The sequence below is a fragment of the Streptomyces sp. NPDC102514 genome (assembly GCF_055584525.1).
Genome location: NZ_JBVJLW010000024.1, coordinates 34,954 through 46,934, shown reverse-complemented (window position 1 = coordinate 46,934; position 11,981 = coordinate 34,954). Strand labels below are relative to the sequence as shown.

Here is an 11,981-nt window from a genome sequence, read left to right as displayed (position 1 = left end):
GGCGCCGGGGTGGTCCTCAACGGACCACCCCGGCGCCCTTTTGCCTGCCTGCCTGCTTGCTGGCAGGAGAGGAGAAGGGAGGGTGTCAGAGTGCCAGGAACGCGGTCGTCACCAGCGTCAGGCCCGCCCCGCCGAGCACCCAGCCCAGCCGGGTCCTGCCCAGACCGCCCGCCACCACCACCGAGGCGAGCATCAGCGCGCCGCCCAGCGGCACCCAGGCGTAGAGCAGACCGCCGGTGCCCGCGCGGACGACCTCGTCGGTGCCGGGCTTCACCACGACCGTGTACGTGCGGCCCTTCTCCACGGCCACCTCGCTGTCGAGGACGACCCGGTCCCGCGCCGTGGAACCCTCCGACGTGGGCCGGTACGGGCCCGTGCAGTGGTCGTCGGCGCACTTGGTGACCGTCATCGTGCCGCGTTCACGGCCCTTGCTGAGCATCACGTGCTGGGCGGTGCCCCAGGAGGCCCAGACGCCCGCGATCAGGATCAGCGCCGCGACCGTACCCATCGCCGCGAGCTGCCCGAACCGCAGCGCCGTGGCCGCTTTCGGGCGGGAGGCGCGGGCATGGGAATGGGCGGGCATGGCGGCGATCCTTGGCCATGCTTGTGCGGTCGGTCAACTCCCGCCGGATTCAGGCAGGGGTCAATTACCGCAATGTCATGAGTTGTACGCCGACTGCGCCCGCTCCAGGCCTTCGACGACCAGAGCCTCCACCGCGTCCGCGGCCCGGTCCACGAAGTAGTCCAGCTCCTTGCGCTCCGCGGCGGAGAAGTCCTTCAGCACGAAGTCGGCGACCTGCATCCGCCCCGGCGGACGCCCGATCCCGAAACGGACCCGGTGGTACTCCGGACCCATCGCCTTCGTCATCGACTTCAGCCCGTTGTGACCGTTGTCGCCGCCGCCCAGCTTCAGCCGCAGCACGCCGTGGTCGATGTCCAGCTCGTCGTGGACGGCCACGATGTTCGCCGTCGGAACCTTGTAGAAGTCCCGCAGACCCGTCACCGGACCACCCGACAGGTTCATGTACGACATCGGCTTCGCCAGGATCACCCGGCGGTTCAGCGGACCCGGCGGGCCGATCCGCCCCTCGACCACCTGGGCCTGCGCCTTGCCCGCCCGCTTGAACTTGCCGCCGATCCGCCCGGCGAGGAGGTCGGCCACCATGAAGCCCACGTTGTGGCGGTTCATGGCGTACTCGGGGCCGGGGTTTCCGAGCCCCACGATCAGCCAGGGGGCGCCTGGTTCCGTGGTCACGTCCGTCACTCCCATGGGTCCTTGACCGCAGTCATCGATCGACGGTCGTCGTCAGGCCGTCATTGAGCGTAGATGCGCGCCGGCCGCCGCCCCCGGAGGAGCGGCGGCCGGTGAGTGGTGATCCGGTGCGGGATCAGGCCTCGGTGGACTCGGCGGCCGAGTCGTCGGCCTCCTCGGCCTGGGCGGCCAGGACCTGCAGCACGACCGCGTCCTCGTCGATGGCCAGCGTGGTGCCCTCGGGCAGCGGGATGTCCTTGGCGAGGATGGAGGCGCCGGCCTCCAGGCCCTCGATGGAGACGGTGACCGACTCGGGGATGTGCGTGGCCTCGGCCTCGACCGTCAGGGTGCTGAGCACGTGCTCGAGCAGGAACGCGCCCGGGGCCAGGTCGCCCTCGGTGTGCACGTAGACCTCGACGTTGACCTTCTCGCCGCTCTTCACCAGAAGCAGGTCGACGTGCTCGAGGAAGCCCTTGATGGCGTCACGCTGGACGGCCTTCGGGATCGCGAGCTGCGTCTTGCCCTCGATGTCCAGGGTCAGCAGGACGTTGGCGGTACGCAGGGCGAGCTGGAGCTCGTGGCCCGGCAGGGTGATGTGGACCGGGTCGCCACCGTGGCCGTACACAACGGCGGGAACCTTGGCCTCACGGCGGATGCGGCGCGCCGCACCCTTGCCGAACTCGGTGCGGGTCTCAGCGGCGATTTTGACCTCGGGCATGGTCACTCCTCGTAGAACAGGGAAGCCAGGGAAAGGAAGTCACCCGGCCGAACCATCGGCCTGCTACGAAGAGCGCGTCGATAACGGACCGCCGCACCAAAGAGTGCGGCCTCCCTCGCCGAGCAACTGTGACAGCTTACGCGGCGGGGAGGCCGCACAAGAAATTGATCTAGGTCCTGTCGTCAAATTCCCGACGTCCGCCCGGAGGGCGGGCCGGGCGGCGTCTGGTGCGTGCTCTGGGGGTCCCCCCGGCCGGAGGCTGGGGGAGTGCCGGGCGGAAGGCCTCGTACTGGACGTACTTGGGCTTTCGCCCGGTGCAGCGAGAGTGCGTGCCAGGCGTCGCCCGGCAGGCGGGAATTTGACGACAGGGCCTAGGCCGGTCCGCGACCGATCGGTCCGGCCCGTCCTCGACTACTCGTCGAAGAGGCTCGTCACCGAGCCGTCCTCGAACACCTCGCGGACCGCGTTCGCGATCGTCGGCGCGATCGACAGGACCGTGATCTTGTCGAGCTCCAGCTCACCCGGGGTGGGCAGGGTGTCCGTGAAGACGAACTCGCTGACCTTCGAGGCCATCAGCCGGTCGGCCGCCGGACCCGACAGCACACCGTGCGTCGCCGTCACGATGACGTCCTCCGCGCCGTGCGCGAACAGCGCGTCCGCCGCGGCACAGATCGTGCCACCGGTGTCGATCATGTCGTCGACCAGGACACAGACGCGGCCCTCGACGTCACCCACGACCTCGTGGACGGTGACCTGGTTCGCGACGTCCTTGTCGCGGCGCTTGTGCACGATCGCCAGCGGCGCGCCGAGGCGGTCGCACCAGCGGTCGGCCACCCGCACCCGGCCGGCGTCCGGGGACACGACCGTGAGCTTCGAGCGGTCCACCTTGTGGCCCACGTAGTCCGCGAGCAGCGGCAGCGCGAACAGGTGGTCCACCGGGCCGTCGAAGAAGCCCTGGATCTGGTCGGTGTGCAGATCGACCGTCAGGAGGCGGTCCGCACCGGCCGTCTTCATCATGTCGGCGACCAGACGTGCCGAGATCGGTTCACGCCCACGGTGCTTCTTGTCCTGGCGCGCGTAACCGTAGAACGGCATGATCACGGTGATGCTCCGGGCGGAGGCCCGCTTCAGAGCGTCGATCATGATCAGCTGTTCCATGATCCACTTGTTGATCGGCGCGGTGTGGCTCTGGATCAGGAAGCAGTCGGCGCCGCGGGCCGACTCCTCGTAGCGGACGTAGATCTCACCGTTGGCGAAATCGAAGGCCTTCGTCGGAACGACCCCGACACCCAACTGGTGGGCGACCTCCTCGGCAAGCTCGGGGTGGGCGCGGCCGGAGAAGAACATCATCTTCTTCTCGCCGGTCGTCTTGATCCCGGTCACAGCACTGTCTCCTCAGAGGTGTCTCAGCTGGATGTCGAGATGAGTTGAGTTCTCAGTTGCGGTCTCAGCTGGATGTGCGGGTGTGCGTCTATCACGGTAGCCCGAGTCAGACCCGACCTTTTCCGGTCAGCTTTCGCCGCCGGCCTCCCGGGATGTCGCCTCCGCGGCCTTCGCGGCAGCGCTGCCGGGACGCTTGCGGGCCACCCAGCCCTCGATATTCCTTTGCTGGCCACGGGCCACGGCCAGCGAACCGGGCGGTACGTCCTTCGTGATCACGGAGCCGGCCGCGGTGTAGGCGCCGTCCCCGATGGTGACAGGAGCCACAAACATGTTGTCGGAACCCGTCTTGCAGTGCGAGCCCACCGTGGTGTGGTGCTTGGCCTCGCCGTCGTAGTTCACGAAGACGCTCGCGGCACCGATGTTCGAGTACTCGCCGATGGTGGCGTCGCCGACGTAGGAGAGGTGCGGGATCTTCGTGCCCTCGCCGACGGTGGCGTTCTTCGTCTCCACATACGTACCCACCTTGGCCTTCAGGCCGAGGCGGGTGCCGGGGCGGAGATACGCGAAGGGGCCCACGTTCGCCTGGGGGCCGATCTCCGCGCCGTTCGAGACCGTGTTGTCGACGCGGGCGCCGGCGCCCACCGTGGTGTCGTTCAGGCGGGTGTTGGGGCCGACCTCGGCGCCCTCGCCCAGGTGCGTGGCGCCCTGGAGCTGGGTGCCCGGGTGCACGATCGCGTCCTGCTCGAAGGTGACGGTGACGTCGACCCACGTGGAGGCCGGGTCGACGACGGTCACGCCGGCGAGCATCGCGTCCCGCAGCAGCCGGTCGTTGAGGATGCGGCGGGCCTCCGCGAGCTGCACGCGGTTGTTGATGCCGGCGATCTCACGGTGGTCGTCCGAGACGGCCGCGCCGACACGGTGCCCGGCCTCCCGGAGGATGCCGAGGACGTCCGTGAGGTACTCCTCGCCCTGACTGTTGTCGGTACGGACCTTGCCGAGCGCGTCCGCGAGGAGCTGCCCGTCGAACGCGAAGACACCGGAGTTGATCTCGCGGATCGCGCGCTGGGAGTCGGAGGCGTCCTTGTGCTCGACGATCGCCGTCACGGCGCCGGAGGCGCTGTCGCGGACGATCCGGCCGTAGCCGGTGGCGTCCGGCACCTCGGCGGTCAGCACGGTGACCGCGTTGCCGTCGCCCGTGTGGGTCGCGGCGAGCTTCCGGAGGGTCGCGCCGGTGAGCAGGGGGGTGTCGCCGCAGACGACCACGACGGTGCCGTCGACGACGCCGCCCAGCTCTTCGAGGCCCATCCGCACGGCGTGCCCCGTGCCGTTCTGCTCGGCCTGTACGGCGGTCCGGACGCCGGGAGCGGTTCCGGCGAGGTGATCGGTGACCTTCTCGCGGGCGTGACCCACGACGACGACGATCTTGTCGGGGTTCCCGGGATCCAACTCGCCCGCCGCGGCGAGCACATGACCGACGAGGGAACGGCCGCAGAGCTCGTGCAGGACCTTGGGTGTGGCCGACTTCATACGGGTGCCCTCACCCGCTGCGAGAACGACGACGGCTGCGGGTGGGGTCTCCCCTGCTCCGGAGCCGAGAGCTTGGGGAAGGTTGGCGCTCACGGATATGCCTTTCGGCTACTGGTGTCTGGGGTGCGGACATCCGCAGGATACCGGGGCGTTTCAGGAGCGACATGAGAGCGGGCCCTGACAGTGCTGTCAGGGCCCGGACGTCCACAGCTCCCCCGCCAGGACTTGAACCCGGACAGATGGCACCAAAAGCCACAGTGCTGCCAATTACACCACGGGGGATGGAAACCGACGGGAGCCGGACATATGGTCGGCCGTCGAGTTGGCACCCAACACTATGCCGTACCAAGACCCTTCGGTGCGACGGTACGGATCGGTACACCGGGGGTGAGTGGATCACGGGTTCCGGGTCGAACGGCGAGCGATTCAGCAGTTCGAGGGATAACGGGCCGTTTCGCTTCTGTTCGATTACGGGGAGTGGTGTAGGCCAGTACGGGAAACTCACCGGAAAAGGGGCGGGCGGCGACCGTAGGCTGGAGTCATGACCACGACGGGGGAAGACCACACCGCGGCCTTGGCGGGGCCGTGGTGGTGGGCGAGGTGGCGCAGCGCGGTGCTCGACGGGAGCCTCGCGCTGGTGTCGTCCGTGGAGTGTGCGATAGAGGGATTTCCGTTCGCGGGGGCGGCGGGGGTGCCGGTGCCCGTGGGGATGCTGTTCGGGGCCGTCGCCGGGTCCGTACTGCTGTTCAGGCGGCGGTGGCCGATCGCCGTCGTGCTGGTGTCGATCGCGATCACGCCGGCCCAGATGGGGTTCCTGATGGGACTCGTCGGGCTGTACACGCTGGCGGCGTCCGAGTTGCCGAGGCGGATCATCGGGGCACTGGCCGGGATGTCGATGGTGGGGATGCTCATCGTCACGTATGTGCGGGCGCATCAGGGGATGGTGCGCGGGGATGTGGCGCTGGGGGACTGGTTCGTGCCCTTCGTGTCGATCACGACGTCGCTCGGGATGACGGCTCCGCCCGTACTGCTCGGGCTGTACGTGGGGGCGCGGCGGCGGTTGATGGAGAGCCTGCGGGAGCGGGCCGATTCCCTGGAGCGGGAGTTGCAGCTGCTGGCGGAGCGGGCCGAGGAGCGGGCGGAGTGGGCCCGCAACGAGGAGCGGACGAGGATCGCCCGGGAGATGCACGACGTGGTCGCGCACCGGGTGAGTCTGATGGTGGTGCACGCGGCGGCGTTGCAGGCGGTGGCCCGCAAGGATCCCGAGAAGGCGGTGAAGAACGCTTCGCTGGTGGGTGACATGGGGCGCCAGGCGCTGACCGAGCTGCGGGAGATGCTGGGGGTTCTGCGGTCGGGCGACGGGTCGGTGCGGGGTGCGGGGTACGGGTCCGGGCCGGTGCAGGCGGTGCCGCTGGCGGCCGTGGGGGCGGCTGCCGCCGCCGCTGCCGCCGCGTCCCGGGCCGCCGAGGAGGAGTCGGACGGTCCGTGTCTGGACGATCTGGACGAGTTGGTGGGGCAGTCCGCCGCGGCGGGCATGGTCGTCGATCTCTCGGTGGAGGGGGAGACGCGGGTGTACGCGGCGATGGTGGAGCAGACGGCGTACCGCGTGGTGCAGGAGGCGCTGACGAACGTCCACAAGCATGCGGCGGGGGCGAAGACCCGGGTGCGGCTGGCGCATCGGGGTGCGGAGATCGCGATGCAGGTGGAGAACGGTCCGCCGCCGGAGCCGGGGGCCGCGTCCGACGCCAGGCTGCCCAGTGGGGGGAACGGCCTGCTGGGGATGAAGGAGCGGGTCGTCGGGCTCGGCGGGGTGTTCGTGTCCGGGCCGACGGACGCGGGCGGGTTCCGGGTGTCGGCGGTCATTCCGGCCGGGGGCTGAGCCCGGACGGGCGGTGGTGCCGGTTCAGCCCGCGGTCAGGCGGACCGGTTCCCGGCCTGCGATGAGGGTGGCCAGGGCCTGGTCCATGTCGGCGCCGAGGTACCAGTCGCCCGTGTGGTCCAGGGTGTACACGCGGCCCTCCATGTCGATGGCGAGCAGGGCTCTGCTGTCGGTCTCCTCGCCGAGGGGGGCGACCTCGGTGTCCAGGGCTCTGCCGAGGTCGGCGAGGGTGCGGGCCATGTGGAGGCCGTGCAGGGGGTCCACGTGCAGGGGGGACGAGGCGATCTGGCGGCCCGCCTCGGCCGTGCTGATGCGCAGCCCGCCGAATTCCGCCCATGCCTCGACCGCCGCCGGGAACACGGCGTGGCGGTGCCCCGCGGGGGACTCGTGGCCGCGCAGGGCGTCGGCCCAGAATTCGGCCTGCTTTATGTCCCAGCGGCCCGGTTGCCATCCGGCGTCGCGCAGTGAGGCGTCGACCTGGACGGAGAAGCGGGTGGTCGAGGTGGCGGCGGTGCGGTCGGTGTGCATCTGCCCTTCGCGATCGGTCTGAGCCGCCGTGTGGTGGTGCGGTGTTCCGGTCGGCTGTTTCTGGTGGTGTCGGCGGCGCCTTCGTGCGGGTCGGGGGCCGCTGTCGGTGGTGGCTGCGCCGTCACTTCTCCTGGGTGGTCGGGTCGACGATGCGTACGCCGAAGTGGGCGCTGAGCGCGGTGCAGGCGCGGCAGGGCTGCGCGAAGCTGCCGTGCAGCGGGTCGCCGTCCTCGCGGATGCGGCGGGCGGTGAGTTTGGCCTGCTTGAGGGATTTTCTGGCCTCGCCGTTGGTCATGGGTTTTCGGATGGCGCGTTTGGAGCGGGCGGCGTCGGCGGTGGAGAGGTGGCGGGAGATGAGGATCGCCTCGGCGCAGCGGCCGGTGAAGCGGTCGCGCTGGCCGCTGGTGAGGGTGTCGAGGAAGTCCCGTACGAGGGGGTGCAGGGGTGGTGGCTGGTCGCCGCGGCCCGCGGTGCCGGTGAGGGTGGCGCCCCGTACGGAGAGCGCGGCGGCGATGGTCGGGAGTATGCCGTCGCGCCGGTGCAGGAGGACCGGGGCGGCGGGCGCCTCGCTGCTGCTCCAGCCGACCCGCGGATCCCCGGAGGTACCCATGTGTGTTGCGCTCATCGTCCTGTTTCCTCCCCTTACCGCATCCCCCGGTGCTCCGACAGAGTGCCAAACTCCGGGGCTGGTGCGGAAGCTGGGGCGGTGCGACACGCGCGGTCTCGTCGTACCGTCACGGCTCGATGACGGCAGGTCACGGAACCGGAGGGCCCTTGGCCGGTATGGAACAGGAGGCCCGGTGACCGGTGTCGCCGCACCGCATAGGCTGTCGACATCCGCGATCCTTCATTACGCCGCAGGGGGCAACCGCCATGACGACAGGTCGGCTCGGGCAACAGGCCGCGCCGCCGAACGCGGCCTATGCCGGGCAGGTCGTGCACTTCCCGGATCCGGTGCGGGCGGCACGTCACCCGAGAGGGGTACGTGTTGACGAGGTCGGTTACCCCGACTTCTCGTTCTACGCACGTGCGGCCGCGGAGATCGCCGAACCGCCCGAGGGGTTCGGTGTCGACGAGCTGCGGCTGACCGACTACGTGTCGGCGAACGCCGCGCTGGCGGCTTCCGGACATGATCTGTGGGACACGATCCCGGCGGTGGCGACTCCGCACGGCTGGACGTGGCACCACGTGCCGCGCACGCGCCGGCTGGAGCTGGTGCCGGTCGAGGTGAAGGCGCTGCTGCGGCATCACGGCGGTCTCGCGACCGCGGTGGTCGACCAGGACAAGCGTGGCACCCGGCCGCTGCAGGAGACGCGTCCCGCGCATTTCGGGCTGCCGAAGGCGGCGGTCGCCGTGACCGAGCAGCAGGTGCAGGGCGTCGAGGAGGATCTCGGCTACCGGCTGCCGGGGGCGTACCGTTCCTTCCTGAAGGCCGCCGGCGGGTGTGCGCCGGTGGGGGCCGCGCTGGACGCGGAGTTGGGGCTGCTGGTCGACCAGCCGTTCTTCACGGTGCGGGACGAGGCGGCCGTCAACGACCTCGTCTATGTCAACAAGTGCCTGCGGGACCATCTCACCAAGGACTATCTGGGAGTCGGTTTCGTGCAGGGCGGGCTGCTCGCGGTGAAGGTGAAGGGCGACCGGATCGGTTCGGTGTGGTTCTGCGCGTTCGACGACGCCCGTGACCAGGACGAGTGGCCGCCCGCGGAGCGCGTACAGCGGCTGTTGCTGCCCTGTGGTGACGACTTCGATCAGTTCCTGTCCCGGCTCGCGGGCAATCCGCCCGAGCTGGAGACGGTGGCGAACCTGATGGTGGACGGCGGTTTCGCGACGGCGGTACCGGTGTCCGCCGTGTCTTCGGTGGGGGAGTGAGCGTCCGATGGTGACCTTCGCGCAGGCGCAGGAGCGCGCCGAGGAATGGATCAACGCAGACGTGCCCGGTTACCAGCACCGTGAGGTGCGGGTCCGGGAGTTCGAACTCGGTTTCGTGGTGTGGGCGGAGGACCGGGCCGAGGGCCCGCGTTCCGACGGCGGCGCCCAGCGGCTCGTCATCGCGCGCGACAGCGGGGAGGCCACCTTGTGGCCCTCGTTGCCGGTGGGCGAGGTGATCCGCCGGTACGAGGAGGAGTACGGCGTGTCGGCGGGGGTGCCCGATCCGGCGCCCGCGCCGCCCGCGCGTGTGGACCTCAACCAGACGTCGTTCCTGCTGACTCCGCCGGAGTGGTTGCAGGAGGCGGCGGACCGGATGGGCATCCCGGACCGCCGGGACGCCACGTCCGGCGGGGCTGCGGGCAGGCCGTCGGACGGTGCCGGGTCGCGGCCCGCCGCCGAGGTCAGTGACGCGGTTCCCGCCGCTCATGCGGCTTCTCCGGTGGACGCCGTTCCGCCGTCCGACGCGATTCCCGCGGCCCCTGCCGCTCCTGGCGCTCATGGTGGTTCCGTGGGTTCGCTGCCCGAGACGCTGCCGGGGCCGCCCGCCGGTTCGCCTGCGCCCGCCGCTCCGAGCGGTGGCACGGCGTGGCCCGCGGCCGGAGGGAGCGCCTCCGGTGCCGCCGCCGTGCCCGCGGACGCGACTCCGTGGGCCGGTACGGACACCAACGCCGAGGCGGGGGACGACCGTTCCGTGCCGCTGCCGGCGACGGTGTACGCGCCGCAGATCCGCGATGTCGGGCCCGGGGGTACGCCGCCCGAGGCCGAGCCCGAGGCCAGGACCAAGCTGATCTCGGGCGGCAGTCAGCTGCCGCGCACGAGTGTCACGCCCGCCCTCGGCGAGCCGGCACCGTCCGGTGCGGCGCCGGCCGGGCCCCCCTCGTACGGCCATCCGCAGAACGCCGGGCCGGGTACGCCGGGTACGCCCCCTCCGGGCGCGCCCTCGTACGGCTATCCGCAGGGCGCTCCGCAGCCGCCCGCCGCCGACGCTTCGCGGCAGCCGCCCGCTCCGAGTGCGCCGGGGCGGCCGTTGCCGCCGGGCGCCGGTGACATCGCGGACGCGGCGACCAGCAAGGCGCAGGGTCCGCCGCGTGGCGCGCGGGGTGCGAACGCGCCCGGTACGCCGCCGCCTCCCGGGGCGCCCGGTACGCCGGGTGCGCGGCCGGGCGGTCCCGCTCCGGCGTCCGGGCCCGGTGCGCCGGGCGTACCGGCCGGTGGATACGTACCGACGCAGTTCGTCTCGCAGCTCGGCCCGGACGGGCCGGAGGTGCCGGGTGCGCAGGGCGGTCCGGGTGCTCCGCAGCCTCCCGGCGCTCCAGGTGCTCCCGGTGCGCCCAACTCCCCCGGTTCTCCGGGCGGTTCGGGTGGTTCCGGTGGTGTGCATCATGCCGCGACCATGCTCGCCGGGCCTGCGGTCGGCGGCCCCGGTGCTCCGCAGCCCCCGGGCGCTCCCGGTGCGCCCGGCGCCCCGGGTGCACCTGGCGCCCCGGGTGCTCCGGGTGGTCCCGGTGCTCCGGGTGGTACGCCGCCCGGTGGTGTGCACCATGCCGCGACCATGCTGGCCGGTCCGCCGGTCGGTGGGCCCGGTACGGCTCCGCCGCCGCCCCCCGCGCCCGGTGCGCCCGGTATGCCGCCGCCCGCCCCGCACCTGGGCGGCCAGCAGCCGTTCCCGGGACAGCAGCAGCCGTTCCCGGGCCAGTCGATGCCCGGACAGCCCGGTCCCGGTCAGCAGCCCCCGGCCTACGGCTATCCGCAGCAGGGGCAGCCCACGGTCGGCCCCGGCTACCAGGCGGTGCTGCGCTACCGCGCCCAGGACGGCAGCGAGCAGCAGCTGATCCGGCGGTCCGCGCCCGGCACCCCGCACCCGGAGTGGCAGATCCTGCACGAGCTGCGGGCGATGAACGTGCCGCCGCAGCAGGTGCTCGAACTGCACACGGAGCTGGAGTCCTGCGAGCTGCCGGGCGCGTACTGCGCGCGGATGATCCGGGAGAGCTGGCCGCAGGCGCGGATCACGAGCATCGCCTCGTACGGCACCGACCATGCGAGCCGTCAGCAGGGCATGGCCCAACTGCTCGCGCACCAGGGTGAGTTGCACCAGGTCGCGGACGGTCCGGCCCGGCCCGGTCCCGTACGGGCGCCGCTGCCGCCGGTGCAGTCCGCGCCGCCGATCCCGCCGGAGGCCATCGGGCAGGAGCTGGCGGCGGCCTTCGGGCCCGGCCTGTTCCGGTTCGACCAGGCGGCCGTGTCCCGGCAGGGGGTACCGCCGATCGTGGCGCACACCCTGGTGGTGGCCGGGCTGCCCGTCGACATGAACCCGTTCTTCTGGGCGCAGGCCCAGCCGGGCCGGCCGGTGCCCACGCTCGCCGAACTGGCGCAGGAGCGTGGCATCCAGCCGGGCGCCGACGCGGGCTCGTACCTCGTCATGGGCAGTGACTTCGGCAAGGCGATCTGCGTCCAGTACGGGACCGCGAACATCGTGGCCGTGCCGGTGGAGGCGGGCCCTGGCGGTGCTCCCGTACCGCCGCAGTTCGTGAACACGGGGCTGCCCGAGTTCGCGCGCAGTCTCGCGCTGCTGGGGCGTATGTGGCGGCTCCGCTTCGGGCTCAACCAGGAGCAGGCGGGGCGCTGGACCGTCGACTTCCAGGCGCAGTTGGCCGCGATCGACCCGGCGGCCCTCGGGTCGCCGGAGAGCTGGTGGTCGGTGCTGCTGGAGCAGATGTGGGACGGCCTGCTCTGACGGACCGCATTCGGGCGGTGGAATGCGCGGA

Annotated in this window: 10 protein-coding genes and 1 tRNA gene; 3 read left to right on the top strand and 8 right to left on the bottom strand. The window is 71.5% G+C overall.

Features of this window, described 5'->3' with window-relative positions; all coding sequences use genetic code 11:
• Positions 1–85: 85 nt before the first annotated feature.
• The 6 genes from ACZ60E_RS40610 to ACZ60E_RS40585 form a co-directional block, all read right to left on the bottom strand.
• A complete protein-coding gene (locus tag ACZ60E_RS40610) occupies positions 86–583 on the bottom strand; it encodes a hypothetical protein (RefSeq protein ID WP_384815515.1) in 498 nt (165 codons plus the stop codon).
• Positions 584–658: 75 nt separating this feature from the next.
• Positions 659–1,270, bottom strand: coding sequence for an aminoacyl-tRNA hydrolase (gene pth / locus ACZ60E_RS40605; protein ID WP_469447172.1), 612 nt, complete (start codon positions 1,268–1,270; stop codon positions 659–661).
• A 118-nt stretch (positions 1,271–1,388) separates the two neighbouring features.
• A complete protein-coding gene (locus tag ACZ60E_RS40600; protein ID WP_384815509.1) occupies positions 1,389–1,970 on the bottom strand; it encodes a 50S ribosomal protein L25/general stress protein Ctc in 582 nt (193 codons plus the stop codon).
• A 411-nt stretch (positions 1,971–2,381) separates the two neighbouring features.
• A complete protein-coding gene (locus ACZ60E_RS40595; protein ID WP_107015616.1) occupies positions 2,382–3,353 on the bottom strand; it encodes a ribose-phosphate diphosphokinase in 972 nt (323 codons plus the stop codon).
• 126 nt (positions 3,354–3,479) lie between these two features.
• Positions 3,480–4,973 carry a bifunctional UDP-N-acetylglucosamine diphosphorylase/glucosamine-1-phosphate N-acetyltransferase GlmU gene (gene glmU, locus ACZ60E_RS40590; RefSeq protein ID WP_469447170.1) on the bottom strand — a complete coding sequence of 498 codons (1,494 nt, stop codon included), beginning with the start codon at positions 4,971–4,973 and terminating at the stop codon, positions 3,480–3,482.
• 117 nt (positions 4,974–5,090) lie between these two features.
• A tRNA-Gln gene (locus tag ACZ60E_RS40585) sits at positions 5,091–5,162 on the bottom strand.
• A 259-nt stretch (positions 5,163–5,421) separates the two neighbouring features.
• Here ACZ60E_RS40585 and ACZ60E_RS40580 point away from each other — a divergent pair.
• A complete protein-coding gene (locus tag ACZ60E_RS40580) occupies positions 5,422–6,759 on the top strand; it encodes a sensor histidine kinase (protein ID WP_384815503.1) in 1,338 nt (445 codons plus the stop codon).
• 24 nt (positions 6,760–6,783) lie between these two features.
• Here the strand turns inward: ACZ60E_RS40580 and ACZ60E_RS40575 are convergent, their stop codons facing one another.
• Complete coding sequence (locus ACZ60E_RS40575) at positions 6,784–7,287, bottom strand: SUKH-3 domain-containing protein (RefSeq protein WP_384815501.1); 504 nt, start codon at positions 7,285–7,287, stop codon at positions 6,784–6,786.
• Between the two features lie 121 nt (positions 7,288–7,408).
• On the bottom strand, positions 7,409–7,912 hold the full coding sequence (locus ACZ60E_RS40570) for a YwqJ-related putative deaminase (protein WP_384815500.1): 504 nt from the start codon (positions 7,910–7,912) through the stop codon (positions 7,409–7,411).
• Positions 7,913–8,160: 248 nt separating this feature from the next.
• Between ACZ60E_RS40570 and ACZ60E_RS40565 the strand changes: the two genes are divergently transcribed.
• Together ACZ60E_RS40565 and ACZ60E_RS40560 are read left to right on the top strand one after the other, a co-directional pair.
• On the top strand, positions 8,161–9,156 hold the full coding sequence (locus ACZ60E_RS40565) for an SMI1/KNR4 family protein (protein WP_384815497.1): 996 nt from the start codon (positions 8,161–8,163) through the stop codon (positions 9,154–9,156).
• A 7-nt stretch (positions 9,157–9,163) separates the two neighbouring features.
• Positions 9,164–11,950 (top strand): SUKH-4 family immunity protein, encoded by a 2,787-nt coding sequence (locus ACZ60E_RS40560; protein ID WP_469447167.1) that lies wholly within the window; start codon positions 9,164–9,166, stop codon positions 11,948–11,950.
• Positions 11,951–11,981 lie beyond the last annotated feature (31 nt).

Bases quoted from the DNA above. Each gene is read 5' to 3' on its own strand.
- ACZ60E_RS40610 (WP_384815515.1), bottom strand. From the start codon at position 583: ATGCCCGCCCATTCCCATGCCCGCGCCTCCCGCCCGAAAGCGGCCACG.
- pth (WP_469447172.1), bottom strand. From the start codon at position 1,270: ATGGGAGTGACGGACGTGACCACGGAACCAGGCGCCCCCTGGCTGATC.
- ACZ60E_RS40565 (WP_384815497.1), top strand. From the start codon at position 8,161: ATGACGACAGGTCGGCTCGGGCAACAGGCCGCGCCGCCGAACGCGGCC.
- ACZ60E_RS40580 (WP_384815503.1), top strand. From the start codon at position 5,422: ATGACCACGACGGGGGAAGACCACACCGCGGCCTTGGCGGGGCCGTGG.
- ACZ60E_RS40560 (WP_469447167.1), top strand. From the start codon at position 9,164: ATGGTGACCTTCGCGCAGGCGCAGGAGCGCGCCGAGGAATGGATCAAC.
- ACZ60E_RS40570 (WP_384815500.1), bottom strand. From the start codon at position 7,912: ATGAGCGCAACACACATGGGTACCTCCGGGGATCCGCGGGTCGGCTGG.
- ACZ60E_RS40600 (WP_384815509.1), bottom strand. From the start codon at position 1,970: ATGCCCGAGGTCAAAATCGCCGCTGAGACCCGCACCGAGTTCGGCAAG.
- ACZ60E_RS40575 (WP_384815501.1), bottom strand. From the start codon at position 7,287: ATGCACACCGACCGCACCGCCGCCACCTCGACCACCCGCTTCTCCGTC.